The sequence below is a fragment of the Ensifer sp. Root954 genome (genome assembly GCF_001429005.1).
Taxonomy (GTDB): domain Bacteria; phylum Pseudomonadota; class Alphaproteobacteria; order Rhizobiales; family Rhizobiaceae; genus Ensifer; species Ensifer adhaerens.
On sequence record NZ_LMJM01000028.1, the window covers coordinates 20982 to 47118 of the forward strand.

The window sequence follows — 26137 nt, forward strand, 5'->3', positions numbered from 1 at the left end:
GCCCCGGCGAGCGTCTGGCGAACCGTGTCCGCATGCAGCCGCCAGGTTCGGCGGACATGGACGCCGGCCGCATCATTCGAATTCAGGACAGTCGTTGCGACCTTGGGATGATTGTTCTCCTTCCTGGAAGCATCACATGAACTTCAATAGTCAACGACTTGAATTTACCGGCCATTCCGGCGCTACCCTTGGCGCCAGACTCGACCTTCCAAACGGCCCGGTGCGGGCCTATGCGATTTTCGCCCACTGCTTCACCTGCTCCAAGGATCTGGCGGCGGCGCGTCAGATCTCGGCCGAACTCGCGCGCGAAGGGATCGCGGTCCTGCGCTTCGATTTCACCGGCCTCGGATCAAGCGAGGGCGAGTTCGCCTCGACCAACTTTTCGTCCAACATCGCGGATCTTCGTTCGGCCGCCGACTATCTACGGCTACACTTCGAGGCGCCGTCGCTCCTGATTGGCCATTCGCTTGGCGGTGCAGCCGTCTTTGCGGTTGCCAAGCAAATTCCGGAAGTTCGCGCCGTGGCCACGATCGGCGCACCCGCGGACGTCGGCCATGTGCTCAAGAACTTCGGAGCGAGCCTCAAGGAAATAGAGGAAAGTGGTGCCGCCGAAGTCGATCTTGTCGGTCGCAAATTCCTGATCAAGAAACAGTTCGTCGACGACGCTTGCGCCCAGCGCCTTCATGAGGCTGTGGCGACGCTCAGGAAACCCGTTCTCATTCTCCACGCGCCGCTGGATCAAACGGTCGGCATCGAAAACGCCAGCGACCTCTTCCATGCGGCCAAACATCCGAAGAGCTTCGTTTCGCTGGACAAGGCCGACCATCTGCTCACCGATCCTGCCGATGCCGCCTACGCCGCCCGGGTGATTGCGGAGTGGCTGAGCCGCTATCTCGTGGCCGACAGTCCGCAGGGCACGGAGCCGGCGGAACAGGTCCAGGTGACGGAAACGGGCGAAGGCAAATTTCAGAATTCGGTTCAAGCCGGCAGGCATCGCCTCTTTGCCGACGAGCCGCAAAGCGTCGGCGGGTTCGATTCCGGGCCATCGCCCTATGACTACCTGTCGATCGGGCTTGCCGCCTGTACCTCCATGACGCTGCGCCTCTACGCCGACCACAAGAAGCTGCCGCTCGGGCGCATCAAGGTGGAGGTCTCGCATTCCAAGATCCATGCGCGGGATTGCGAAGACTGCGCTGCAACGGAGCGCGCCGACAGCGGGAAGATCGACCGGTTCGAGCGGGTCATAGCGATCGAGGGCGAGGTCGCAGACGAGCTTCGCTCCAAGATCGCCGAGATTGCCGACAAGTGCCCGGTCCATCGCACTCTGGAAGGGATCGCCAAGATAACGACGGCCGTAAAATAGTCCGCGGCCCTGCCCGGAATTTTCCTTTGTAGTATTCCGCTAGTACCCGTTGCCTCAGCCGGATTGCTAAACTCCGCCCATTGGTTTTTGGGAGGAAACAAATGGCAAACTCGAAAATTCTGATGATCACCGGTGATTTCACCGAAGACTATGAAACGATGGTTCCGTTTCAGACCTTGCTCGCCTGCGGCCACATGGTGCATGCTGTCTGCCCCGGCAAGAATGCCGGCGAGACGGTTGCGACCGCGATCCATGATTTCGAAGGCGACCAGACCTATTCCGAAAAGCGCGGCCATAATTTTGCGCTCAACGCCACCTTCTCCGCCATCCGCGCTGAAGATTACGACGCGCTGGTCATACCCGGCGGTCGCGCGCCCGAATATCTGCGTCTCAACCCGGATGTCATCAAGGCTGTCCAGCATTTCTTCGCGGCGGGAAAACCGGTGGCGGCCATCTGCCACGGCGCACAATTGCTGGCGGCGGCCGGCGTGTTGAAGGGCCGCACCTGTTCGGCCTACCCGGCGTGCCGTCCGGAGGTCGAACTTGCCGGCGGCATTTATGCGGATATCGCGATCAGCGACGCGGTCGCCGACGGCAACCTCGTTACCGCGCCGGCGTGGCCCGCCCATCCGTCGTGGCTGCGCCAGTTCATGGCTGTGCTCGACGCCTCGGCCCTGCTACAAACGGACGCCGCCTGAGAAGGCAGCCACGGGAGGGGCGAGATGTGCGAGTTGTTCATAAAGGCGGATGCGCGGCTCTGGGAGAGCACCACCCGGTCGCTGCGCATCGATGGCATGGTGACGAGCGTCCGGCTGGAGAACTTCTTCTGGTCGAAGCTTGAGGAGATCGCGCGGCGCGATCGTATGAACGTCACGCAGCTGATCACCAAGCTACACCACGAGTCCATCGATGCCGGGCATGATCTCGGGAACTTCACATCATTCCTGAGGGTCTGCTGCGCGCGCTATCTCGACCTGCAGCTGTCAGGCGACATTCCGACGGATGTCAACCAACCGATCGCCGGGCTGAACGCTCCGGCGATCCTCACGCGCGAGCAGGAAAAATATCATTGAGCTGAGGCAGGCCCCCTTCGCGGGGGCAGTCCCGGCTCGACGCGCCCCTCGCCTGCTGCCGCGGATCCAGGATCATCAAACCAAAGTCGTTTGGTTCAAGCCCCGGCGACAAGACTATGCTATTCAGGGGGCCAGCGATTCTGAGTTTGTAGTGCAATGAGCCCCAAGACCCGCGGTTATCTGTTTGCCTTCCTTGCCATTTGCATCTTTGCTGGCCAGGACGCCATCACCAAGTATCTTGGCGACCGCTACCCCGCTTTGTTCATCACGATGATCCGATTCTGGGCGTTTGCGCTCTTCGTGTTCGCTTTCGCCGCCTCGTCATCGGGTGGACTTCGCAAGACCGCTCACACGCGCCATCCCTGGCTGCAGGTCGTGCGAGGCCTGCTGCTCGTCGCCGAAATTGTCGTCATCGTCATTTCCTACGTTCACGCCGGGCTCGCCATGAGCCAGTCGATCTTTCAGGCGACACCACTGATCATCACCATCCTCTCGATCCCTCTTCTCGGGGAGACCGTGGGATGGCGGCGCGGTGCGGCCATTCTGATCGGTCTGATCGGCGTTCTGGTGATCATCAATCCCGTCAACGTGCACTTCGACATGTCGCTGCTTCTGCCGCTCGCAGCCTCCGTGCTTTTCGCGCTTTACAGCATTGCCACCCGCGCCGTCAGTCGCGAGGATTCGGCCGTCACGAGCCTCTTTTATGCCGGTGTTGTCGGCGCCGTGGCGATCTCGCTGGTCGGCCCGTTCTACTGGACAGAGGTGGTGCCGTCCGATTGGTTTGCCCTTGCCGCGCTTTGCGTCTGTGGCACCCTCAGTCACTTTTTCCTCATCAAAGCCTACGGACTGCTGCCGGCAGCCGAAGTCCAGCCCGTTACCTATTTCCAGCTGGTCCTCAATGTGATCTTCGCCGTCATGCTCTTCGGCGAGACGATCACTCACAACATGATCGTCGGCGCGCTCATCGTCGTCGGCGCCGGTCTCTTCACGATCTGGCGCGAGCATCAGCTGGCGAGACGGTCGTCGGTATCGCGCGCCTAGTCCTGCTCGCTGACCGGCCGCTCAGGCGCCGCCAGCGATATGAGAGCAGCCAGCGTCTTTCGAAGGCCGAGATCAAGCCGCTTGTCCTGCCGGACGATCATGCAGAGCCGCCGGCTCAGTTTTTGGCGAAAGGGCCTGACCACAAGCTCGCTCGATGCTGCCGCTTCGCCTGCTCATCGCCCACATGCGTGGAGCCTTCAGGCTTGATGATCCAGGTGCGTTGCCCGCTGAGACCCCGCAGCATCCTTCATCGCACGCTCCGCAATCGTTGAAAGCCTGAGTTCGGCAAACTCCTGCAGCAGGGTCCGCTCCGCTTTTTCGAAGGCGTCCACCAGCGCCGCATTCGCTGCGCGCTCCACCGGGCAGGTCGGATGGTCCTCGGACACGCCTGCCGCCAGAACCTGCCCATCGTCCAGCGCCCGCTGCACATCGAGCACCGTCAACTCCTCAAGCGGCCGCAGAAGCGCCCAGCCCCCTCCCCGGCCGCCTTCGGAACCGACGACACCCTTGCGCTTCAACGCCCCCATCGTCCGGCGAACGACCACCGGGTTGGTGTTCAGCATCTTGGCGATGGTCTCTGACGTCTCCCGTCCCCCGAGCAGTGCCATGTGTATGAGCACATGGATCATCCGCGCCAACCGGCTGTCTTGCTTCATTCGACTCCCCATAGCGTAACAGTATAAGTTACGCACTCTTGACGCCACCCGTTTCCGTAACTTATACAATTACGGTATCAGAGTGTCGAGAAGGAACGAAGATGCAGGCCCAGACAATCCAGACCCGAACCATCCGCATGGGCTTTATCGAACAGGGAAACGGCCCGGCCGTTCTGCTCTGCCATGGCTTCCCGGAGACCTCCCATGCCTGGCGGTACCAGATAGCGGCACTTGCGGAGGCGGGCTTTCGCGCGATCGCGCCTGACATGCGCGGCTACGGCCTCTCGGAATGTCCTCCATCGGTCGACGAATACAGCGTGTTTCACATCGTCGGCGACATGATTGCTCTGCTGGATGCCCTCGACCTATCAACGGCCATCCTCGTCGGTAACGACTGGGGCGCGACCGTTGCCTGGCAGGCGGCACAGATGCGGCCCGACCGTTTCTGCGGCGTCGTCGCCATGAGCGTGCCGATGATGGGCCAGCCGCCCGTTCCGCCGACCCGGATCTTCCCGCGGACCGACGAGGCAGAATTGTACACGCTCTATTTCCAGGAGCCTGATGTCGCCGAGGCGGAGCTGGAGCGTGACATCGGCCAGACGCTGCGAAAGATCCTCTTTGCGGCTTCCGGCGACGCGGGCGCGCGACAGGCCGGAGACCAGACACCCAATCCGTTCGGCATGGTATCGCGCCGGCATGGACTGCTTGCGCCGCTGCCCGACAGCATGCCCGACTGGCTCACTGCTGCAGACCTCGACACCTACATCAGCGCCTTTGCCACGACCGGTTTTCGCGGAGGGTTGAACTACTATCGAAACCTCGATCGCAATTGGCAGCTGCAGGCCGCTTTCGCCGGCGTAAAGGTCGAAATTCCTGCCCTGTTCATGGTCGGCGAGCGCGACACGGGCCTCGCCATCCCCGGGATGCGCGAAATTGTCGATGCAATGCCGCCCCTCGTCCCGCAGCTCAAGGAAAGCATCATCGTGCCCGGCAGCGGCCATTGGCTGCCGCAGGAGCGCCCCGATGTCGTGAACGAGGTTCTCATCCGGTTTGCCCGGAATGTTTGAAAGCCACGTGATCGACGAGCGAGGACACCCCCTATCCCCCGAGACCAAAAAATGCATGATCGCACACGCAAAACGTGTTGATCCAAGGGGTGCATCTCGATGAAACGGGTGCGGCCCGGGCCCTCATGAGACTTAAATCCAAACCTAAAGTATTCTCAGGATTCCTCATGAAAACCTTTCGATATCTCTTTTTGCCCGTAATCGTTGTCGCCTTGTCGGCTTGCACCACAACCTCCGGCGATTCCCGGCAGCAGGCGCTATCGATCACGGCGCGCAGCGGGGTGAAGACGCTCGTCGCCAAGAACTGGCATATCGACGATAACTGCAGCCAGATCGACTATCCGGCGATGACGATTGCGGAGAAGCCCAAGCATGGCCACCTGGAGATTGTCCACGAGGCGGTCTATCCGAAACTTGTGGGCAAGCAGTCAAAATGCGCGACAACCAAGGTGAATGGCGTCGTCGCCTACTATACGCCGAACCCCGGCTATACCGGCCGCGACCGGCTTGCCATTCGCTCCCCATATGAAGACGGAAAGATCGAAGAAGGCGTATTGAGCGTGACTGTCGTCAAATAGACAGCCGCTTGGTCGGGCGGCGGAAGCATCTGGAAAACGAAGTGCCATCGAACCGGTTCCGCGCTATAATCGGGCGCGGGGTGGAAAGAAGGTGAAGCCAATGAAGAGGCTAGCAATCTTTGCCTTGTCACTGGCGGCGGTGGCTACGAGTGTTCCGCCGGCCATGGCATTTCCTCCAGCCGTTACGGCGGAGATCGAGGCATCTCAAGTCCAACCGGTTCAGTACAGGCACCACGGCGGCGGCTATCACGGCGGCTACAACCACGGGCATCACCACGGCGGTGGCGATGACTGGGCATGGGCGCTCGGCGGATTGGCAACCGGCGCGATCATCGGCGGGCTGCTCGCGCAGCCTCGCTACTATGGCCCGGGCTATTATGACGAAGGCTATTACGGCCCGACCTATTCCGCCCCACGCTACTATGCGCCGCGCTACTATCGCCAAACCTATTACGGAGGCAGCGCCCACACCCGCTGGTGCTACGCTCGTTACCGGTCCTACAGGGCCTATGACGACACGTTCCAGCCGTATTACGGTCCGCGGCAGGCGTGTGTCTCCCCCTACTACTGAAGCGTTGAAGCTCAGCTGACACGGGCTTCATAACTTGGTGCAGATCCCTCGGTCCGGCACTTGCCGGATCGACGCGGCAGGCCACCTCTAATTGTCTGCAACTTTTATTCTTTTTGTCGAAGCCGATGAAAGGAAAGTTTTGCAACCCTAATGTACGCAATGGTAGAGTGCATTGTTTGCGCTTCCCGCGCGGCCTGATTTGTAGCGTTTAGAGCACTTTAAGAGGGCTGTGCCCCCGGGGACCGTCAGCATGCTGAACCTGCCTCGCCTGCCGCTTCTGGACAACCTTAAGGGGTATCAGGGAAGTTGGTTGCGCAGCGACATTTCCGCAGGCGTCGCCATTGCCGCGGTCGGATTGCCGAGCGCCATCGCCTATCCCGCCATCGCCGGGCTGCCGCCCGAGACGGGCCTTTATGCGAGCATCACGCCGCTTGTCGCCTACGCCCTTTTCGGTCCGTCGCGGCAACTGATCGTCGGACCGGATGCGGCGACGATGACGGTGCTGGCGGCCGTGCTAACGACGGTATTCGCCTCCTCTGCCGGTGGCGCTGACCGCGTAACGGCGGCGGCCCTGCTGGCCCTCATCGTCGGCATCCTCTGTCTGATTGCACGCCTCGTCCGTCTCGGCGTGCTCGCGACCTTTCTTTCTCGCCCGATCCTCACAGGCTTCTTTGCTGGAATTTCCCTCTCGATTCTGGTTGGACAGATCAAGCGCGTCACCGGCGTCCAGATCGAGTCGGACGGGCTGATCAGCCCTATTCTCGAACTTCTGAGGCAGGCCGGCTCCATCCACTGGCCCACTCTGGTGTTTGCCTTGGCGTGTTTTGCGCTGCTGCAGGTCGCCCGCTTCTATCGCTCACCCGTTCCAGGTCCTGTTATCGTCGTCTTCGTCGCGGTGTTGTTGTCATATCTCTTCGACTTCGAAGGGCGCGGCATGACGGTCGTCGGCAACATTCCCGACGGCTTGCCGACCTTCGTCCTGCCTCGTCTCGAGGGTCTGCCGATCGATGGATTGCTGACCGGCGGCGCGGCAATCTTCCTCGTCAGTTTCGGTTCCGGCGTCATCGCAGCGCGCAGCTTTGCGGCGCTCGGCGGCTACCGCGTCGATCCGAACCGTGAACTGAGCGGCTTCGGCGCCGCCAACATTGCGGCAGGACTGTTCGGGACGTTTCCGGTGACCGCCTCGGATTCACGCACGGCCGTGAACTTCGCCGTGGGTGGGCGTTCGCAGATCGCGAGCCTCGTTGCGGCAGGGACCCTGATGGTGGTGCTGCTCTTTCTTGGTGACGTCCTTCGCATTCTGCCGGTCGCCGCGCTCGGGGCGATCCTTGCGGCAACGGCGCTCAGCCTGATCGACATCGACGGCCTCAGACGGATCTGGACCGTCAACCGCATCGAGTTCATTTTCGCGCTGATTGCCCTTTGGGGACCGATCGGCCTCGGCGTGCTGAACGGCGTGGTCATCGCCATCGCTGCAACACTGGTGTACCTCATCTTGCAGACCATGTATCCGCACGACGCGATGCTGGGCCGCATCCCCGGGCGCGACGGCTTCTACAAGCTGCACCGCATGACCGAGGCACGCCCGGTTCCAGGCTTCGGTGCCTGCATGGTTCAAGATAGTCTGCTTTTCTATAACGCCGATTACGTCCGCGAGCGCCTCGAGGTGATCGCCGAGAGCCTGCCGAAACCTACTCGCTGGCTGGTGATCGATGCGAGCGCCATCCCGCAAATCGACAGCACCGCCGCGGACATGCTTGGAGAGTTGCAGAGCGACCTGAAGAACCGCGGCGTCACGCTCGGCCTGGCCGAGTTGCATACCGATGCGCGCGCCCTGCTCGAGCGCTCCGGGGTCGTCGAGAAGATCGGCCCGGGTATGATCTTCGAGGGAATGGAAGATGCGCTCGACGCTTACGAGACCAAGTACGGGCGGAACGACGGTCAGCCGACCGGTTCTATCGAGATCAAGCCAGATGACCATGTCCGAACGGGAGGGAAAAATGGGCAAGCATGACGGCAAGAAGAAAAAGGGCAAAGACAAGAGCGAAGGCGAAATAGCCGCCGACGCGACGACTTCGGACGACTTGTCATCCGAGGGCTATGCCAAGGAGCTCGCCCGGCTGCAGCAGGAAACCGCCCATCTGCAGGCCTGGGTGAAGAAAACAGGCGCGCGCATCGTCATCGTCTTCGAAGGCCGCGATGCGGCCGGCAAGGGCGGCGTGATCAAGCGGCTGACCGAGCGTGTCAGCCCACGCGTCTTCCGCGTGACCGCGCTGCCGGCGCCGACCGACCGCGAGAAGTCGCAGATCTACATGCAGCGCTATATCCAACACCTGCCCGCCGCTGGCGAGATCGTGATCTTCGATCGCTCCTGGTACAACCGCCCCGGCGTCGAGCGCGTTATGGGTTTCTGCTCGGATGACAGTGCCCGACGCTTTCTCGAGCTCGCGCCGCGTTTCGAAGCGGCCATGGTCGAAAGCGGCATCATCCTGCTCAAATACTTCCTCGACGTCAGCGAGAAGGAGCAGGAAAAGCGCTTCCGGCAGCGCATTGCCGATCCGCTGCGCCAGTGGAAGCTCAGCCCGATGGACGTCGAATCCTATCGCCGCTGGTGGGATTATACCCGCGCCTACAACGAGATGATCCGTATGACGGACACCGATTTCGCGCCCTGGTGGATCGTACCGTCGGATGACAAGAAGCGTGCCCGCATCAACTGCATCTCGCACATTCTCTCGTCGATCCCATACGAGCGCGTGAAATTCTCGGAGCCCGATCTCGGCAAGCGCCAGAAACGGCCGGATGACTTTGCTGCGGACGACCACGTGCGTAGAAACGTGCCCGACGTTTTATAAGACTGAAAAGCCCGCACCAAAGGTGCGGGCTTTGAACACTTTCGATCGGGGACGGGCCGCAGCGTGACAACGCGATGCGACGCCGGGACGGTCGTACTCAGGCTTTTTCGGGAGCCCAGTTCAAGAAGAACCCGACGTCACCGGGCACGCCACCCGGGAAGTTGATGATCATCGCCTTCAACTTGTAGCCACTTGGCTTGCCGAAGGCCTGATAGCGATCAAAGAACTCTTTTGCTTTTCCCTGCAGCGTGTTCGGCCAATCCCGGTCGCCGCTGTTGATCGCGCGGCCGCTGTCAGTGCAAAGCTCGGACGGGAAGCTGTAGACCATCGCTTCGAACTTGCCGGCCTTCACGGCGTTCGCGACCAGCCGGCGAACGATGGCGATTTCCTCTTCCGTTACATGCTTCTTGAGAAAATCCGCGGCAAAGTCGGCGAGCTTTTGCTCTTCGATGGATTTTAGTCGCCGCTCCTTGTCCATCTCGTCCATTTCACGCTGGAGCATCTGCATTCTGAGGTCCTGTGCACTTGGAGGTGCGCCGGCATTCTTGTTGTCAGACATCACGTCGATCCACTTCAAGCAAATGGGCGCTCTGTGACGAAGCGATACACGGCTTCCGTGCATCACATGACCAGGGACGTCCCGCAGTTACATCCAAGGAAACCCAAATGGCAGTGCAATTCGGGGACGAAACATTTTCGAATGCGAGCCGCTATATCTCCGATGGCCCTCTATTCATTGGTCTTTTCACTGCAAAACGAAAGAACCGCGACTGGCTCTCCCGATGCAAGGCTATCCTAAAATACCACAACCGCAAGAGGACAGTGACAACTTAACAGAGGCGGCAAGATCAGTCGAAAATCCCTGCGCATTCAACGCGCTCGCGGGCATTACATAACGGTCAGGCCCCAGAAGACAGGGCGCATCCTAGAGCGCGGAATGCGCCTGCGCGCTGCCATGTGTTTCCGGCGAGCCATAGCGAGCCGGCAGGCCACAAATGGCTTCCATCCTCGGGTCGTTCTCGACAATACGCTCATCAATCCATGATTTCGCCCAATGATAGGCTTCGGCGAACAGTTCGGAGTGCCGGCTCCAATCCATAAAGCTGATCGCGGCTGAAACCGGCGGGGAAATCAGGATGTCCTTTTCCCCAAGAGCGATCTCCTGCGGCCGGTGCGCCAGCATGCTTGCGGCAATGACCTGGATCAGGTTGGGGATTTTCCGCAAGCCCGAGCGGCCGAAGGGGTTGAGCAACCGAACGGTCAGTTCGGACGCGCCGGGAATACTGTCATAGTCGATGTGTTGTTTTCCCGGACCGCCCCCACCCAGGCTCACGACGACGTTCGGCCCTGTCTTCAGTTCCTTCATCTGTTCCAGTGGCAGATTGTTCATGATCGCCCCGTCGACCAGCATGTCACCGTCGGCCGTGAAGAAGGGCGGCAGTATGCCGGGGATCGAGCCCGACGCCCTGACGGCCTGCCACAGTTTTCCGCGGCGATGGACATGCGCTTGCCCTGTGCTGAGATTGGTCGACAGCGCGAAAAATGGCAGCCAGAGGTCTTCGATAAGAACGTCGCCATATTCCGCCTGCAGGGTGCGGTCGAGCACCTTGTGATCCAGCAGCGCATATTGCGGCACGGTCAGGCGACGGAACGCGCGGCTGCGGACGAAGATCTCGTGCGTCCCACGATTGATCTCGTCGGCGTTCATGCCGCGGGCGAAGCCCGCCATCATCGCCGCTCCCGAACTGGTGCCTCCCAGATAGTCGAAGGAGGCGCCGGCCTCGATAAAAGCCTTGTGGACGCCAAGATGCGCGCATCCGAGCGAGCCCCCGCCGGCTGCGACAAAGCCCCTCGCCTCGCCGGCAATGAAGCGGACCAAACGCTCGACATCCTCAATGTCTTCGAGCGCCACGTGATGATGCTGCCGGAGTCCGGGGCGCTCGTTCAGCCAGCCGCTGGTGCCGACGACCGTTGCGGCGCGCTTGTCATGCACCAGAACGAGCCGCACGCTCGATGGCGAGTGCACGGACAGCGCCAGTTGCTCTGACGGGTTGAGTTTTGCAGAGCCGGACGGGTCGCCGACCAACAGGACACCATCGGCCTGGCGGATGCAGACACGCGTCCAGTCGCTTGGTTCGTCGTCGGCGATGTAGACGAGGCCTCCGGTCTTGGCTTCCAATTGGTTGAGCCAGTCCAGCACCGGCTGATCATCGATCGGAACGCCGGGAAAGCGCTCTTCGATGTCGGCCCTCGCCAGGAAAGCCGTGCGCGTGGATCCGGAAAAAGCCTTGCGCAGCAGGTCGATGAAGCGGGGAGAAACCCGGCTGCTTCCGGCAGCAACAATTGCGAGCGTCCTTATCCGGCAGGCGCCCTTGGCATGCGGCGAAGCCGGTGCCTGCTTGGCAAACCGTCGCGCCAGAAACGTGGTGACCGATTGGCGCAGGCTCGGCAGGGCACTCGCCGCCTTTTCGAACTGGTGGTCACAGATCGAAAGAACAATGGAATCGCGGGCAGCAACGACCGTAGCCATGCGCGGCAGCCCGGCGAAGAAACCGACCTCGCCAACGAGTTCGCCCTGCCCTATCTCGGCAATAGGGTCGGAGACGTCATCCCGGTGCACGGTAAAGCGGCCGGACAGGACCACGAAAAACCGGTCCGACGGCTCGCCTTGGCGGACCAGGATCTCGCCACGCCGCACGATGCCGCGATCGGAATTGGCGGCCAAGGCTTCCAACGCAGCCAATGACGTCTGGTCGAACATCAGGGTCTCCGACAACAGCTTGGCAGCAAGGGAACCGGTGGCGTCCATTGAACCTTCCTTGGAAACAGGCCGCTTACGAGCTTAGCCGTTTCGATCGGGATTGCCGAACACATTTCCTCGCCACGCCATATGGCGCAGGCGGCCTTCACCGGGTCATAAACAGATGGGCTCGCCCCTGAAGACACGATGGCGACGCCGGGTCGAGGGCGCCAGCGGGACACAACCTTTCTGTGCAGAATAGCATTGCGTTGCACCTAGCCTGAGACGGCAGGGTATTACCCTAAGACTCGAGACGGCGCTCAGGACTATCGCAAACCTATCGTTAGGCTTGCTTCTTGCCGCCCTCGTCGCTCGCCTTACCCTCCGGCTCCACGTCAGGCTTTTGGTGTCGCACGGCCTTGGCTTCGAAGTAGCCGATGATGGTGAGAACGGCGAAGGCGGAACCGACCGCCAGGCCGGCAACGATCCAATGGCCGAAGCCGACCGAAATGCCGATCGCGCCGGCAAGCCAGAGGCTGGCCCCGGTCGTCAGGCCCTGAACCTCGCCGCGAGACAAGACGATTGTGCCGGCTGCAAGAAAGGCGACACCGGCTGTGACCGCCTCCACCACGCGCAGAGGATCGATGCGGACGCGTTCGTCGAAGAAGCCGCCGAGGCGGACGCTTTCGATCGAGATGATGCCGAAGGTGCAGGCTGCGAGGCAGACGAGCATATGGGTCTTGAGGCCGGCTGGTCGTGCCTTGACCTCGCGCTCGAAGCCGATGACCGCGCCCATCAGCAGCGCTCCAAGAATGCGCGCAAAAATGACCGGATAGGGAATTTGCGATGGCGGAAACAATTCGGCAGTGATCTGATCCATGCGGAACCAACGCGAATGCTTCGCATTGGTTCCGCATGATGGCGCCCGCGCCTCACCCAGTGCGCAGACGCCAGGAGCGGCCTGTCCCCACCCCGCTCCGAAGCGCTAGAAGTCGCTTAGTTACCGAGGGCCGCGAGGGCTGCGTCCAGGCGTTCCTGAGCCTTCTTCGGGTTCTTCGCTCCCTTGACCGCTTCCAGGTTGGCCGGCGCATCGCCGACCTGAACGACGCCGACCATGCCCATGCCGTAGTGCGGCGTGCACTTTACGCCGTAGACGCCCGGCGCCGTGAAAGTCACCTTGTAGTTTTCATTGATCTTGCTTTTGAAGGCCTCGGCGCCATCGGGGATCATGCCCTTGATGGTTTCGACGTTATGTCCCTTGTCGGTCGGGATGAAGGTGACCGTGTCGCCAGGCGCAACCTTCAGCGACGCCGGCTCGAAAACCATCGCGCCGTCCTTGCCCTTGTTCAGCATGTGCACTTCGAAGTCCGCGGCGGCTGCCGGTGCGGCGACCAGCATTGCCGCGATCGCGATACCAAATCCGCTCTTGATTGCATTCAACATCGTCTTCTCCATTTGAGCGACCAGCCCGTGCTCGGGTTGTTCGAGAAGAGGATTAAGCCTGAGACGCCCCCTCCACTTTGATGCGCGTCAAATTCGCGCCGCTTTTTTGTCGGCATTGACGATACATAGGATTCCTATATTAATGACCGCATGAGCAAGGAACCTGACACGACACCGCCCCTGATCGACCGTATCGGCGACGGCCTTTCCCGCGTAGCGACGGCCATGCGCACGGAGGCCTGGTCGAGTGCGGAAGCGATCGGCCTCAATCCGACGCAATTGCAGATCCTGACCTTCCTGGTTGCCCGTAGACGCGGCGGAATGCGGGTAAAACAGATCGCCGGTTATCTCGGCGTCAGCCAGCCGACGACGACGGACTCGGTCAACGCGCTCTTGCGCAAGGGGCTGGTCGAGAAGCGGCCGGATCCGAGCGACGCGCGCGCCCTTTCGGTTGCCACCACGCCGGCCGGCGAGGACGCAGTGCGACAGGCGGGGCGGCTCGCATCGGCCACGGAGGATGCCATCGCTTCGCTTTCGAGGCTGGAGCAGCAGGATCTGCTCATGCATCTCGTCAAGATCATCCGTGGTCTGCAGGCGGCTGGCGCCATCCCGGAACAGCGCATGTGCGTCAACTGTCGATACTTTCGGCCGCATGTCTATGATGACCCGAAGGCGCCGCATCACTGCGCGTTCGTCGATGCTGCGTTCGGACCGGCGGAACTGCGCGTCGATTGCGGCGAATACGAAACGGCAGAACCCGAAGCACAAAGGGCGGCCTGGCGTCTCTTCAATCGCGAGACGGTCTGATCATGCGAAACGATCCAGCCGCCGGCGCCAATGCCGGCGGTCCCGAAGGCGTCGCTAAGCCCCCCACGCCTCGCCACAAGCTTCACCATCGGAATTCGCGAGCGCTGTTTCCTGCGTCGCAAGCGGACAGACGATGATGTCGGCGCCGGTCCGACGACTGCCATCGGCGGACCGGCAATTTTCTCCCTCCAGCAAATAGAAAGAGAAAACCATGAGCAGAATTAATCTAGTCGACCCCGTTTCGGCAACTGGCCCCAGCGCCGAACTGCTTGGCGAAATCCGCTCCGCCTTCGGGGTAGCACCCAACATGTTCCGCGCCGTCGCCAATTCACCGGCGGCCCTTGCCAGCATGTGGGGCTCCTTCGGCGCGCTCGGCAAGGGACGCCTCGGCGCCAAACTCGGCGAGCAGATCGCCGTTGCCGTCGCGGATCGCAACGATTGCCACTATTGCCTGGCGGCGCACACCGCACTTGGCCGCAAGGCCGGCGCGACCGCCGAGGAGATGACGGCAGCGCAGCACGGCAAGTCCTCCGATCCGAAGACGGCGGCGGCCCTTACCTTTGCTCAGAAGCTCGTCGAGGCGCGCGGACAGGTATCCGACGTGGATGTGCGCACCTTGCGCGACGCCGGCTTCGATGACGAGGACGTCGTCGAGATCATCGCGCATGTCGCGCTCAACCTGTTCACCAACTACATCAACGTCGCGCTTGCCGTTCCGGTCGACTTCCCCGGCGTGAAGCTCGTTCGCGAAGCCGCCTGATCCGCACATGTCGCAAAGGCCGGGCGACGAGCGTTCGCCCGGCCGTCTTGGAGATGAGAACAATGAACAGCAATCACAGGACCGCGGCTCCGGAACTCGCCGTTTCGACCTGGTTCAACACACAGGAACGTCCGAGCCTTGCGCAGCTTCGCGGCCGGGTCGTTTTCCTTCATGCGTTTCAGATGCTGTGCCCGGCCTGCGTTTCGCACGGACTGCCGCAGATGCAGCGCGTCCAGAGCATTTTTCGGGATACCGATCTTCAGGTCCTCGGCCTGCATTCGGTGTTCGAGCATCACGCGGTCATGACACCCGAGGCGCTGAAGGCGTTCATTCATGAATATCGCCTGACCTTCCCGATCGCCGTCGACCAGCCTTCCGAGCAGGGACCGATACCGAAAACGATGGAGCGATACGGCATGCGAGGCACGCCGACGGCAATCATCATCGGACGCGGCGGTCATGTCGAACACCACCGCTTCGGCATCGAAGACGACATGGTCATCGGCGCGCGTCTTGCGACACTCCTTTCCGCCCCGATCCCCGATTTCAGCGGGGCCACCGCCACTTCAGCCGGGTGCACGAGCGAAGGATGCGTGCCCGACGCGCGTGCCGGCTAGAACCTCTGAGCATGGGAGAACAGACGATGACGACCAGAATGGCGCTCGCCCTCAGACATGTGCATTTCGAAGATCTCGGCAGCTTTGCCGGACCGCTGCGGGCGGCGGGGTTCGCAATCGAGTACCGCGATGTCAGCGACGAAAATTACCTCTCTTTCGATCCGTTGGAGCCCGATCTCGTCATCGTGCTCGGCGGTCCGATCGGGGTCTATGAAGACGAGGCCTATCCCTTCATCGCCGGGGAAATCGCCATGCTTCAGGCACGTCTTGCCGGCAACCGGCCGACGCTCGGAATCTGCCTCGGCGCCCAGCTGATCGCCCGCGCGCTCGGTGCCCGCGTCTACCCTTCCGGCCTGAAGGAGATCGGTTTTTCGCCGCTGAGCCTTAGCGCCGCCGGCGAGGCCTCGGCCCTCCGCCATCTCGCCGACGTCTCCGTCCTGCATTGGCACGGTGACACCTACGACCTGCCGGCCAGCACTGACCTGCTGGCCTCGACATCGCTGATCGCGCAGCAAGGCTTCGCGCGCGGCAATACGGTGCTCGCCCTTCAGTTTCACCCGGAGGCCCAAGCCGGCGCGGCCTTTGAACGCTGGCTCGTCGGTCACGCCTGCGAACTGGCGGCCGCCGGGCTCAGCGTTCCGAGCCTGCGCGCCGACGCCCGACGTTACGGGCCTCGCCTGGAGGCGGCGGCCGCGTCGATGATCGGCGAATGGCTGGAGAACATCGATGTTTGAGCAGGCCCCGATTGCGCTCGACGCCCTGCTCATCGGCACCCTCACGCCGATCGACGACCGCGGAACCTTAAGCGGTATCGACAAACACCCGACTCTCGGGCCGGTACATCTCGGCACAACCGGCTTTGCCGGCGACCATCAGGGTGATCTGAAGAGGCACGGTGGCCCGGATAAGGCCGTGCATCATTACCCGCGCGACCACTACGAGGCTTGGGTCAAGGATCTCGGAAGCGTAGCCAGGCTGGAGCAGCCGGGCGCCTTCGGCGAGAACATCTCGGCCTTGGGATTGACGGAAAGAGATGTCGCGGTCGGCGACCAGTTCCGCCTTGGTAAAGCCCTTCTCGAGGTGAGCCAGGGCCGGCAACCCTGCTGGAAGCTGAACCGCCGTTTCGATCTGCCGGATATGGCCCGCCGCGTCCAGCAGACCGGCCGAACGGGATGGTACTACCGGGTCATCGAAACCGGCTTGGTTTCGCCCGGTGAGCGGATGCAACTCGTCGAGCGGCGCTATCCCGAATGGACGATCGCCCGGCTGTGGCACTATCTCTATGTCGATACGCTCAACCGCGATGCCCTGTCCGAAATCGCCGATCTCGCCATCCTGCCCCCGAATTGGCGGGACTATGCAGCCAAGCGCCTGCAGACGCGGGCTGTCGAAGATTGGTCCCGCCGGCTCGACGGCGAGGCTCCGGCTTCAACGCCTGGCGGCGCCGTCGAGGGTCGTGACCAGTCGTTGCCGAACGGATGACGCCGACCTGCGGCGGGTGGCGACCCTGTCCGGCCGCGCCAGCATCTCGGCGATCTCATCGGCAATGAAGATGGCGTGATCGTTGACCTGCGGCAAGCCCATGAGTTCGCCGAAGGTGCCGCGCGCCAGCGGCCCGGCAACGATCAGCGATCTCTCGGCCACGCCACTCGTCCCGATCGCCCGACTCGCCTCATCGCAGGCAAGCCCCAGTCCGACACTGTCTAGGCGCAGCCAGCCCTTCGACGCCAGATCCGCGAGCCAGTCCTGGCTGGAAAGAATACCCGTATGCGCCGGGCCGGTCGTCACGACGCAGGCATCGAACAACAGGCGTTCCCGGATGCGCGTCTGCCGGTGACGGATATCGACCGCGATGACCTGACCGTAGCGCTCGACGCCCTCGATCGAAGCGCCGAGGACACGCAACTGTCCCGTCTCGATTGCCTGCCGGATCGCGTCATCGATCTGCGGCGCCACGCGGAACCGGTGGGCGTCCCAGAACGGTCGCAGGCGCTGCACGAGGCGGCGTCGCTCTGCAACCGGCAACGCCCGCCAGACCTGTCCGCCCTGGCTACGCAAGGCGTCGAAAACCGCATGCCAGCTGAGCCCCGCCAGAGCGGCCTGCCGCACCGCCAGGCGCACGCGTCGAAGCAGTTCGAGCGCGGTTCGCGCCGGGGTACCGACAAAATCGCCGAAGGGTTCCTGTGCTCTTCCCGCGTGGCCTCGCGAACGAAGTCCGCGGCGCGACAGGGCGACGATCGAGCCGCGGTGGTCGGCGAGCCTCAGCGACGCAATCACGTCCGCCGCCGTCAGGCCGTTTCCAAGCACCAGAACGTGATCATCGGGACGAAGGCAGGTAAGAGACCCGGCGACCGTAGTGTCGGCGACGAAACGCGGGTGGCCTTCGAGCGCCTGTGCAACGCGCTTCGGCGCACAAGGCGAGGGATGCGTCGTGGCGATCACGACGATGTCGGCCAGCAGCTCCGTCCCAGCGTCGGAGGTCAGCTTCCAGCGCGCTCCACGCCGCTCGATGCGCGCGATGCGCTCGCGCCGGTGCACGACCTTGCCGCTCCGCACGAACGGCGCGACGAACGCGCCGACGTATCGCCCGAACACCGCCCGCCGCACATAAAGATGGCCATCGGCCGCCCTTGCGTCCGGGTCGCCGCGTGGCTCGCCATGGGCCGCCAGCCAGTTCAAAAAATCGTCGGGATCATCAGGAACGAGGCTCATGCGGGCCGCAGGCACATTCGTACGATGGGCGGGATTGCCGCTATCATAGGCAAGGCCCGCGCCGAGCCGGTCTCGCGGCTCGAAGACCACGATGGCGGCGCCGTCGCTGGCGGCATGGCGTGCAAGGTTCGCCGCGACCACTGCGCCGGTGAAGCCGCCGCCGACAATGGCAATGACCGGTCGCCGCACAGCTGTCACGACTGGGAGACCTTCAGCTTCGGGCGATGATCGCCGGCGATGGTTTCGCCGAACGGCCCGGTGTTGATCGACGTCTCGCGTGCCGGGACGGCGTGGGCCAGCGGCAGATGCGGCAGAACCAGTTCACCGAACCGATAGGCCTCTTCGAGATGCGGGTAACCGGACAGGATAAAGCTGTCGATGCCGATTTGTCGGTATTCTTCCATGCGCGCCCTGACTTGATCGGGATCGCCGACGAGCGCCGTTCCTGCCCCTCCGCGCACCAGACCGACGCCGGCCCAGAGATTGGGAGCGATTTCGAGCTTGTCACGGCGACCACCATGCAGGCGGCTCATGCGGCTCTGACCAACCGAATCCATGCGCTCGAACACCTTCTGTGCGGCAGCAATCGTGTCGTCATCCACATATTGTATCAGTTCGTCGGCGGCCTGCCACGCTTCCCTTGCGGTTTCGCGAACGATCACATGAAGGCGGATGCCGAAGGTAACGTCCCTGCCCTCGGCTTCGGCCAGGGCGCGCACTTCGGCGATCTTGCGGGCAACGTCCTCGGCCGGCTCGCCCCAGGTCAGGTACTTGTCGATCGTACGCGCTGCCACCTCCTGGCCCTTGCCGGAGGAGCCGCCGAAATAAAGCGGCGGGTGGGGCTGCTGTACGCACGGAAACAGGAGCTTCCCGCCTTCGATATCGAAGTGGTTCCCCTTGAAATCGACCTCTTCTCCGCGAAGCACGGCCTTGTAGATGTTCAGGAATTCCTCGGTCACCTCGTAGCGTTCGCCATGCGCGAGATGTATGCCGTCGCCCTTGTTTTCGATCGGATCGCCGCCGGTAACGACGTTGATCAGCAGCCGTCCGCCCGAGAGACGGTCCAGCGTGGCCGTCATGCGTGCCGCGAGCGTGGGCGAAAGCAGGCCGGGCCGAACCGCGATCAGGAACCGCAACTTTTCAGTGAGCGGCGCCAGCGCCGAAGCGACCACCCAACTGTCCTCGCAACTCCGCCCCGTCGGGATGAGCACGCCATAGTAGCCGAGCGTATCGGCGGCCTGCGCGACCTGCTTGAGATAATTGAGGTCCACGTTTCGGCCGCCGCGCGTGGTTCCGAGATAGCGGCTATCGCCGTGGGTCGGCAGAAACCAGAGCACATTGATCTTTTCGGGGATCTTCTCGGGGATTTCGTCGGGCACAATTCCCATTCGCGCAAGCCTCCTCGCAGGTTCCTTCGGAGGCACGCAAGAGCGTCCCTCGATTGCCAAAAAGCATAAACTCTATAAAATTTATTGACAATAAGAATTCGGACGATCATCCTTGATGTGAGGAAAAATTTTTCCCGCATCAGCCGTGAGCGACCGGGAATTAGATTAAATTTTTCGAGGATTTGGCCATGACCATTGCGCTTGCCGCTTCTCCCGCATTCGATGCCATCGTTCCGACCGCCAATGGTTACGGGTCGATCACCACGCCGGCGCTGAAGGCGGCCATGCGCAACTTCTCAGGTGGCGTCTCCGTCATCACCGCAGGGATAGGCGAAGAGCGTACCGGCGCCACCGTGACCTCCGCAACCGCGCTCGCCGTCGATCCGCCGACCATGATCGTCAACATCAACCGCACATCCTCCACCTGGCCGGTCATCGAGCGCTATCGGCATTTCTGCGTCAACCTTCTGTCGCGCGAACAGCAAAGGGTCGCCGAGCGTTTCTCCGGTGTCGATGGCACCAAGGGCGCCGCTCGCTACGATGGCGCCGAATGGATCCGGCTTGCCAGCGGCGCGTCGGCGCTTGCCGGCGCGCTTGCCGCCATCGATTGTGAGGTCGAGGAGATCATCGAGCGCCATAGCCATGCGATCATCCTCGGTCGGGTCGTGGCGATTACCGCGGGGACCGGCGAACCGATCGTCTACCACAACGGCCGCTACGGCGGCGTGCAGTTCTGACGCTGCTTTCCATGCATGGCACAGAGCGCTGCCACGGATCTCAAATTTGGAATGGGCTCTCTGCAAAGCCACAAAAAGCGGAATAATTTATCTACATAAAATCCATGCTTTTAATCAACATAATGTCAGGACTTCCCGAGGAAGCCGCAACCGTTGAGGAGCATACGATGACGATCCGCAGACGCACCCTTCTTGCCGCCAGTGCCGCCCTCTTGGCGGCGAGCCAGCTTTCCCTTCCAGCCCATGCGGACGAAACGACGCTGACCATCGGCTACCAGCCCATCGTCGAGCCGTCGCGCGTGCCGCAGGCAGACGGGACCTATGAGAAGGTGACCGGCGCCAAGATCACCTGGCAGAAATTCGACGGTGGCGCAGACGTGATTGCGGCACTTGCATCCGGGTCGATCGACATCGGCTATGTCGGATCCTCGCCGCTGGCCGCCGCCGCGAGCCGCCAAATTCCGCTCGAAACAATCTTCGTCGTCGGCCTGATCAGCGACGCAGAGGCGCTGGCTGTCAAGGGAATCGACAAGCCGGAAGAGCTTGCCGGCAAGAAGATTGCAACGCCCTTCGTCTCGACGGCGCATTACAGCCTGCTCACCGCCTTGAAACACTGGAACATTGACCCGAAGGCGGTTGAAATCCTCAACCTCCGGCCACCGGAGATCGCCGCTGCATGGCAGCGCGGCGATATCGATGGCGCCTATGTCTGGGATCCGGTTCTCTCCGAAATCAAGAAGACCGCGACCGTGCTTGCGACATCGAGCGACGTCGCGAAATGGGGCGGACCGACCTTCGACGCCTGGATCGTCAGCAAGAAGTTTGCCGAGGAACATCCTGAAATCGTCACCGGCTTCGTCAAGGTGACCGGCGACGCCTATGCGGACTACCGCGCCAAGCCGGAGGCCTGGAGCGCGGGCTCGCCGCAGGCCGAGAAGATCGCACGGCTCACCGGCGCAAAGCCCGAGGAGGTGCCGAACCTGCTCAAGGGCTATTACTTCCCCTCGCTCGAAGAGCAGGCGAGCGCTGATCTTCTCGGCGGCGCGACCGTCAAGGCGATCGCCCAGACCTCGGCCTTCCTGCTCGAACAGGGCAAGATCCCGGCAGTCCTCCCCGACTACGCGCCCTACGTTTCCGCCCGCTGGGCGCAGGAAGCGGCAAAGCTCTCGTTCTGACGTTCACTCAATTGCTGCCCGCCCGGATGAAATCTTCGGGCGGGCGCACTTCGCCATGCCAGGAGAACAGCATGTCCGTCCTCTCGCTTGAGAATGTCACATTGCGATACGCGGCCGATGCCGGCCGGAAGACGCCGGTGCTTGCATCGATCGATCTGTCGATCGACCACGACGAGTTCGTTGTCGTCATCGGCCGCTCCGGCTCCGGCAAGACCAGCCTTCTCAATCTTGCTGCTGGCTTCGTGAAACCAAGCAGCGGCCGCGTTCGGCTCGATGGCGCGCCGGTCGCCGGCCCAGGGGCAGAGCGCGCCGTCGTGTTCCAGGACGATGCGCTCTATCCGTGGCTGACTGCCCTCGACAATGTCGCCTTTCCCCTGCGCCTGCGCGGTTTTTCCAAGGCGGATCGGCTGGTGCGGGCGCGAACCCTTCTCGATCAGGTCGGGCTCAGCGATGCAGCCGAGCGGCATGTCTGGGAACTGTCGGGCGGCATGCGCCAGCGTGTCGGCATTGCCCGTGCGCTTGCCTCCAGCCCGAAGTTTCTGTTGATGGACGAGCCGCTCGGCGCGCTCGACGCGCTGACCCGCAGCCGTATGCAGGGCTTTCTTCTGGACATATGGCAACGGAATCGAGTCGGCGCCCTCCTGATAACCCACAGCATCGAGGAGGCGCTGCTGCTGGCAACGCGGGTTATCGTGCTTGCCCCCAACCCCGGCCGGATCACCAGCGAAATCTACACGACCTTCGGCCGCGATCACCTCGCAGGGACACCGCTTTCGGAAATCCGCAGCTCAGCCGCCTTTCGCCGCCTGCAGGACGAATTGACCGTGCTCATCCATGCCGAAGAAGAAGGAATTGCCGCATGAGCATCTCGGTTGAAGGCCTGCCGCCTATCATGCCGACGGCACGCCACCTAGACGGGCAAGCGGAACAGAGCGCCGACCGACCACCATTGCCGCTTGTCTGGATTTCGCTCGCGACCATTACGGCACTGCTTTTCCTCTGGAGCCTTGCCTCCAGCTATGGTTTCGTCTCGCCGCTGTTCCTGCCGTCACCGGTTGCCGTCTACCAGGCACTCCGGAGCCTTGCCATCACCGGTTTTGTCGATGCGACGCTCGCTGAGCACGTCGGCGCCAGCCTGCTGCGGATCTTCGGCGCGCTTGCCGTCGCCCTCGTCGCCGGCATTCCCGCCGGCCTTGCCATCGGAGCGAGCCGACTCGGCAAAGGCATCCTCGATCCGATCGTCGAATTCTTGCGACCGCTGCCGCCGCTTGCCTATCTTCCCCTGGTGATCATCTGGCTCGGCATCGGCGAAGCGTCGAAGATTGCGGTGATTGCACTGGCGATGTTACCGCCGGTCATCCTTTCGACGGCAACGGGCGTCCGTTCCGCATCGGCCGATCACGTCAATGCGGCGCGCTCCTTCGGCGCGTCGCGGCTGCAGGTGCTGCGCCATGTCATCGTGCCGAGCGCCCTGCCCTCGATCCTCACGGGAACCCGTATCGCGCTCGGCGCCGGGTGGTCGACGCTGGTGGCGGCCGAACTCGTCGCCGCAACTCGCGGCCTCGGTTTCATGATCCAGTCCGCCGCCCAGTTCCTTGTGACCGACGTGGTCATCGCCGGCATCGTCGTGATCGCCGCTGTCGCCTTCCTGTTCGAATTGGCGGCACGCCTCATCGAGCGCTGGCTGGTGCCCTGGGCAACGCGGCGTTAAGCGGCAAGCCTTAGCCAGTCTTCAGAGTGACCCGGTTCCGGGTTGCGATCAGTCGCGCCGCGGCATAGGTCTGCGTGACGATCTCCGGCACGAGATCGATGTCGGGCAGGCTGCCAACACCGAGCGGCCCGATTGCGTAGAGATCGCGCGTCGGGCCTCCGCCCGCGAGCACTTCGCCCGCCGGGCTGACGGCAATGCCGAGATCGAGTTCGTCGGGCTCGGCAAGGCCGCCGGAAAAAAGGCTCTGCATCAACGGCGCCTGAAGGTCAGGCGCCGAACAACGACAGTCGATCACCTGGTCGGCTGACAGCAGCGTCTCCTGGCTTTCACCGGCAAAGCGCACCATCAACCCTTCCGGACGGCGCCGGCCGGCCCAACCCTTGCGTAACACGGTCCGCTCGCTGGCAAGCTCCTGCCGGAGACGCAGGTAGAGGGGTGCCGGCAGGCGATTGCGGTGGCTGTCGTAGATCGACCGCAGGTGCCGGTTAAAGCGATGTTTTTCTTCCTCAGGCAGCGCCTGCCACAAGGACCGCGCCCGTCGACGCAGGCCGTTCATGGCCGCCTGCCAGCCGAGCCCTGCTTCTTCTGCCTCGGCACAGGCCTGCCGGACGAAGCGAACGATATCGCCGAGCCGCGTCGGCATCGGCTCGACCGGAAATGTCGGCGCTGCCGAAAGACGGGTATGCGGCTGCGGCAGGAAACCATGGCGGGAGAGGATGGTGACCTCGCCGGCAAAGCCGTTATCGCGAAGCTGCAGCAGGCGGTCGACCACCCGGACTCCGCTACCGAGCAGGACCGTGTGGCGCGGCACGACGAGACGACGGGCGCGCACCAGTGGCTTTTCCTCGTCGGCAACTTCCATCTCGCCGCGGCGCAAACCAAAACCAGTCGCCAGCACAACGGCGTCGCATTCCACCGTCGCGTTCTCCTGCACCACGAGAAAGCGCCCATTAGCCTGCTTGCGAAGACCAAGCACCGCCTGACAGGAGAGCTGCATCGAAATATCCGGCCGGCGCGTCAGCGCCTCGGAGAAGCGCTGGTAAACATAGTCGCTGAAGATGCTCTTCGGCACGAAGATCTGCTGGAACCCGGGAATGGCGGCCGGCACGGCGGCGCGAAACTCGGCATTGGCCGAGAGCCAGTCGTTGAAGTCTTCGGGCTGACCGGCGGCCACCGAAAGGTCGCGAACGCGGCTGTTGAGGATTTCGCCGCTCTGGGCGGCGGCCAGGACCTGCCCGCCGCTGATCGTCGGTTGCGGATCGAAGAGATGGACGTGAAAGGCGGCCCGCACAGACTTCATCAGGGCGATAGCCATCATTACACCGGAAAAACCGCGGCCGACGATGGCGATATGCGGCTTGCCCCTGGAACCCATTTCCGTCGGAGACGTCTTGGCAAACAATCCATGGACAGTCATGTGCACTCTCCTATGGCCGGCCCCGCCGGCAAAGTTTGAAATGCATGGCTGTTTCGGTCCTCAACGCAGACACCGACCGAATTGTGAGGGTATCGGCGACCATCTGCAGGGTCGCGAGAAGATATCGTCCGCCGCAAGGACGGTCGAGCCCGTATGTCCTATCCCGGCTGGCCTGGCACCTTGGCGCATGCGCATCCCTAGACGGTATACTCTATAAACTTTGTGCGTTATTAGAGCGCGAAACGGCGCCGACATCAAGGGCCGTGTGATAAGACCACGCAAAGCGGTCTCCGTCGCCATGCTCTGGAGCGTTCAAGCCACGCCGTTTGGCAAGGGTAACTGCTCTGAGAATTCGCCCGGCTGCGCACGTGCAAACTCCCGACGCGAAATCCCGTTCAACACCCTCAATAGGTCATAGCCATGCGACCAGCGGCCAAAACCACTGGCAATGTTGATGTGCCCGGCATGGCCAAGATCAACGAGGCGGCTGCCCCAGCGGGTCGAAAAATGACGCAGGCGGTCGAAAGGCATATAGGGGTCGTTCAGGCTGCCGACGACGAGGCTCGAAAAAGGCAAGGGCAGATCGGGCATCGACCCGAAATCGATGGCACCCGGATGAAGCCGATCGGTCGGACCGAGATCGCACGGCGCGACGAGCAAGGCGCTGCGCACCTGCCGGGCGAGCGGGCGCCGCACGAGATTGGCGACCAGAAGGCAGCCGAGGCTGTGGGCCACGAGGTCGACTGTTCCATGCCGGAAGATCTCGTGTTCGAGCCTGTCGCGCCAAAGATCGAGCCTCGGGCGATCCCAATCGTCCTGTTCGACAAGAACCGCCTGCGGATTGTCATTGAGCCAATGGCGCTGCCAGTGGCCGCTGCCCGATCCGAACAGCCCGGGAATGATGAGCGTTGTTGCCATGACATCAGCCGCTTACAAGAATGTTTCAAAGTAACGGCCGCGCATTCTGCCGCGCCCGATTCATGGCTTGATTATGGAAGAGCGGGACACAGCGCGTAAGCAAGGAACATTCAATATCTATAAATTCTATAGCATAACTTTTCAGCTGCATCGTTTGCCTTCCATCATTTTAGATGTCAGGCATGGAACAAAGTTGGGAGCAGAGTGTTTCTTGAGACGCGGTCAGAAGCGAAAATCAGTTTCCCTTCCGGCCGCCGAAGCGTCAAAAATTTGCGTTGTTGGAGCCCATGAAATTGGTAGTTTGGCGCCGAAAGATACCGGCGCTCGAACAAGCCGGCCAACCGGCGGTTTGAAGATCGGTTTGGATGAGGGGATAGCGCAGCCGCTCGCGGCTGTGGGGCTAAGAGGTGACCGAAAGGTGACGGAGCGACGCAATGGGAACCGGTGGCGATTTCGCCAGCCGAGTGTTTTGCCTGGATTTGGATTGTCGCTCGGGATCACGCTGAGC

At 62.4% G+C, this 26137-nt stretch carries 28 protein-coding genes; 19 read left to right on the forward strand and 9 right to left on the reverse strand.

Features of this window, described 5'->3' with window-relative positions; all coding sequences use genetic code 11:
* Positions 1–136 precede the first annotated feature (136 nt).
* From ASE71_RS23765 to ASE71_RS23780, 4 genes are all read left to right on the forward strand, one after another.
* Positions 137–1363 carry a bifunctional alpha/beta hydrolase/OsmC family protein gene (locus ASE71_RS23765; RefSeq protein WP_060520548.1) on the forward strand — a complete coding sequence of 409 codons (1227 nt, stop codon included), beginning with the start codon at positions 137–139 and terminating at the stop codon, positions 1361–1363.
* A 101-nt stretch (positions 1364–1464) separates the two neighbouring features.
* The gene (locus tag ASE71_RS23770) at positions 1465–2061 is read left to right on the forward strand and encodes a DJ-1/PfpI family protein (RefSeq protein ID WP_060520549.1); all 597 of its coding nucleotides are present in this window, start codon (positions 1465–1467) and stop codon (positions 2059–2061) included.
* 24 nt (positions 2062–2085) lie between these two features.
* Positions 2086–2436, forward strand: a complete 351-nt coding sequence (locus tag ASE71_RS23775) for a ribbon-helix-helix domain-containing protein (protein ID WP_060520550.1) — start codon at positions 2086–2088, stop codon at positions 2434–2436.
* 156 nt (positions 2437–2592) lie between these two features.
* A complete protein-coding gene (locus tag ASE71_RS23780; protein ID WP_034802010.1) occupies positions 2593–3477 on the forward strand; it encodes a DMT family transporter in 885 nt (294 codons plus the stop codon).
* Positions 3478–3674: 197 nt separating this feature from the next.
* On the opposite strand, the gene ASE71_RS23785 is transcribed toward ASE71_RS23780, so the two are convergent.
* Positions 3675–4133 (reverse strand): Rrf2 family transcriptional regulator, encoded by a 459-nt coding sequence (locus ASE71_RS23785; RefSeq protein WP_060520551.1) that lies wholly within the window; start codon positions 4131–4133, stop codon positions 3675–3677.
* A 101-nt stretch (positions 4134–4234) separates the two neighbouring features.
* Here ASE71_RS23785 and ASE71_RS23790 point away from each other — a divergent pair, with 101 nt between their 5' ends.
* The 5 genes from ASE71_RS23790 (at position 4235) to ppk2 (ending at position 9204) form a co-directional block, all read left to right on the forward strand.
* A complete protein-coding gene (locus ASE71_RS23790) occupies positions 4235–5200 on the forward strand; it encodes an alpha/beta fold hydrolase (RefSeq protein ID WP_060520552.1) in 966 nt (321 codons plus the stop codon).
* A gap of 89 nt (positions 5201–5289) precedes the next feature.
* Positions 5290–5778: a hypothetical protein gene (locus ASE71_RS23795; protein ID WP_244496921.1), complete on the forward strand. Its 489-nt coding sequence runs from the start codon at positions 5290–5292 to the stop codon at positions 5776–5778.
* Between the two features lie 100 nt (positions 5779–5878).
* Positions 5879–6349, forward strand: coding sequence for a BA14K family protein (locus ASE71_RS23800; protein WP_034802004.1), 471 nt, complete (start codon positions 5879–5881; stop codon positions 6347–6349).
* 250 nt (positions 6350–6599) lie between these two features.
* The gene (locus ASE71_RS23805) at positions 6600–8363 is read left to right on the forward strand and encodes a SulP family inorganic anion transporter (RefSeq protein WP_060520554.1); all 1764 of its coding nucleotides are present in this window, start codon (positions 6600–6602) and stop codon (positions 8361–8363) included.
* Entirely contained in the window at positions 8350–9204 is an 855-nt protein-coding gene (ppk2, locus tag ASE71_RS23810) for a polyphosphate kinase 2 (protein WP_060520555.1), read from the forward strand. The genes ASE71_RS23805 and ppk2 overlap by 14 nt, the downstream gene beginning before the upstream one ends.
* 97 nt (positions 9205–9301) lie before the next feature.
* On the opposite strand, the gene ASE71_RS23815 is transcribed toward ppk2, so the two are convergent.
* From ASE71_RS23815 to ASE71_RS23830, 4 genes are all read right to left on the reverse strand, one after another.
* Positions 9302–9763: a hypothetical protein gene (locus tag ASE71_RS23815; protein WP_034802042.1), complete on the reverse strand. Its 462-nt coding sequence runs from the start codon at positions 9761–9763 to the stop codon at positions 9302–9304.
* 366 nt (positions 9764–10129) lie between these two features.
* Complete coding sequence (locus ASE71_RS23820) at positions 10130–12013, reverse strand: patatin-like phospholipase family protein (RefSeq protein WP_060520556.1); 1884 nt, start codon at positions 12011–12013, stop codon at positions 10130–10132.
* 274 nt (positions 12014–12287) lie between these two features.
* Positions 12288–12824 (reverse strand): MgtC/SapB family protein, encoded by a 537-nt coding sequence (locus ASE71_RS23825; RefSeq protein WP_034801997.1) that lies wholly within the window; start codon positions 12822–12824, stop codon positions 12288–12290.
* A gap of 116 nt (positions 12825–12940) precedes the next feature.
* Positions 12941–13387: a pseudoazurin gene (locus tag ASE71_RS23830; RefSeq protein WP_082005895.1), complete on the reverse strand. Its 447-nt coding sequence runs from the start codon at positions 13385–13387 to the stop codon at positions 12941–12943.
* Positions 13388–13537: 150 nt separating this feature from the next.
* On the opposite strand from ASE71_RS23830, the gene ASE71_RS23835 reads away from it, so the two are divergent.
* The 5 genes from ASE71_RS23835 to ASE71_RS23855 all read left to right on the forward strand — a co-directional run bounded on the left by ASE71_RS23835 (position 13538) and on the right by ASE71_RS23855 (position 17053).
* Positions 13538–14194, forward strand: coding sequence for a MarR family winged helix-turn-helix transcriptional regulator (locus ASE71_RS23835; RefSeq protein ID WP_060520557.1), 657 nt, complete (start codon positions 13538–13540; stop codon positions 14192–14194).
* 211 nt (positions 14195–14405) lie between these two features.
* The gene (locus ASE71_RS23840) at positions 14406–14954 is read left to right on the forward strand and encodes a carboxymuconolactone decarboxylase family protein (RefSeq protein ID WP_060520558.1); all 549 of its coding nucleotides are present in this window, start codon (positions 14406–14408) and stop codon (positions 14952–14954) included.
* A gap of 62 nt (positions 14955–15016) precedes the next feature.
* Positions 15017–15571 (forward strand): peroxiredoxin family protein, encoded by a 555-nt coding sequence (locus tag ASE71_RS23845; protein ID WP_113136342.1) that lies wholly within the window; start codon positions 15017–15019, stop codon positions 15569–15571.
* A 26-nt stretch (positions 15572–15597) separates the two neighbouring features.
* Complete coding sequence (locus ASE71_RS23850) at positions 15598–16305, forward strand: glutamine amidotransferase (protein ID WP_060520559.1); 708 nt, start codon at positions 15598–15600, stop codon at positions 16303–16305.
* A complete protein-coding gene (locus ASE71_RS23855) occupies positions 16298–17053 on the forward strand; it encodes an MOSC domain-containing protein (protein WP_060520560.1) in 756 nt (251 codons plus the stop codon). Before ASE71_RS23850 ends, ASE71_RS23855 begins: the two co-directional genes overlap by 8 nt.
* Here the strand turns inward: ASE71_RS23855 and ASE71_RS23860 are convergent.
* Positions 17000–18481, reverse strand: coding sequence for an FAD/NAD(P)-binding protein (locus tag ASE71_RS23860; RefSeq protein ID WP_060520561.1), 1482 nt, complete (start codon positions 18479–18481; stop codon positions 17000–17002). The two genes, ASE71_RS23855 and ASE71_RS23860, sit on opposite strands and share 54 nt — an antisense overlap.
* Positions 18478–19671 (reverse strand): FMNH2-dependent alkanesulfonate monooxygenase, encoded by a 1194-nt coding sequence (gene ssuD / locus ASE71_RS23865; RefSeq protein WP_060520562.1) that lies wholly within the window; start codon positions 19669–19671, stop codon positions 18478–18480. The genes ASE71_RS23860 and ssuD overlap by 4 nt, the downstream gene beginning before the upstream one ends.
* A 188-nt stretch (positions 19672–19859) precedes the next feature.
* Between ssuD and ASE71_RS23870 the strand changes: the two genes are divergently transcribed.
* From ASE71_RS23870 to ASE71_RS23885, 4 genes are all read left to right on the forward strand, one after another.
* Complete coding sequence (locus ASE71_RS23870) at positions 19860–20408, forward strand: flavin reductase family protein (RefSeq protein ID WP_082566455.1); 549 nt, start codon at positions 19860–19862, stop codon at positions 20406–20408.
* 167 nt (positions 20409–20575) lie between these two features.
* A complete protein-coding gene (gene tauA, locus ASE71_RS23875) occupies positions 20576–21583 on the forward strand; it encodes a taurine ABC transporter substrate-binding protein (protein WP_060520563.1) in 1008 nt (335 codons plus the stop codon).
* Between the two features lie 71 nt (positions 21584–21654).
* Complete coding sequence (locus tag ASE71_RS23880) at positions 21655–22446, forward strand: taurine ABC transporter ATP-binding protein (RefSeq protein ID WP_060520564.1); 792 nt, start codon at positions 21655–21657, stop codon at positions 22444–22446.
* Entirely contained in the window at positions 22443–23294 is an 852-nt protein-coding gene (locus ASE71_RS23885) for an ABC transporter permease subunit (RefSeq protein WP_060520565.1), read from the forward strand. The genes ASE71_RS23880 and ASE71_RS23885 overlap by 4 nt, the downstream gene beginning before the upstream one ends.
* Before the next feature lie 10 nt (positions 23295–23304).
* Here ASE71_RS23885 and ASE71_RS23890 read toward each other — a convergent pair whose 3' ends face one another.
* Positions 23305–24711: an FAD/NAD(P)-binding protein gene (locus ASE71_RS23890; RefSeq protein WP_060520566.1), complete on the reverse strand. Its 1407-nt coding sequence runs from the start codon at positions 24709–24711 to the stop codon at positions 23305–23307.
* Positions 24712–25023: 312 nt separating this feature from the next.
* On the reverse strand, positions 25024–25629 hold the full coding sequence (locus ASE71_RS23895) for an RBBP9/YdeN family alpha/beta hydrolase (RefSeq protein WP_034801968.1): 606 nt from the start codon (positions 25627–25629) through the stop codon (positions 25024–25026).
* Positions 25630–25702: 73 nt separating this feature from the next.
* Here ASE71_RS23895 and ASE71_RS36630 point away from each other — a divergent pair.
* Positions 25703–26137, forward strand: a 435-nt coding sequence (locus tag ASE71_RS36630) for a hypothetical protein (RefSeq protein WP_244497381.1), incomplete at its 3' end; no start/stop codon positions are given.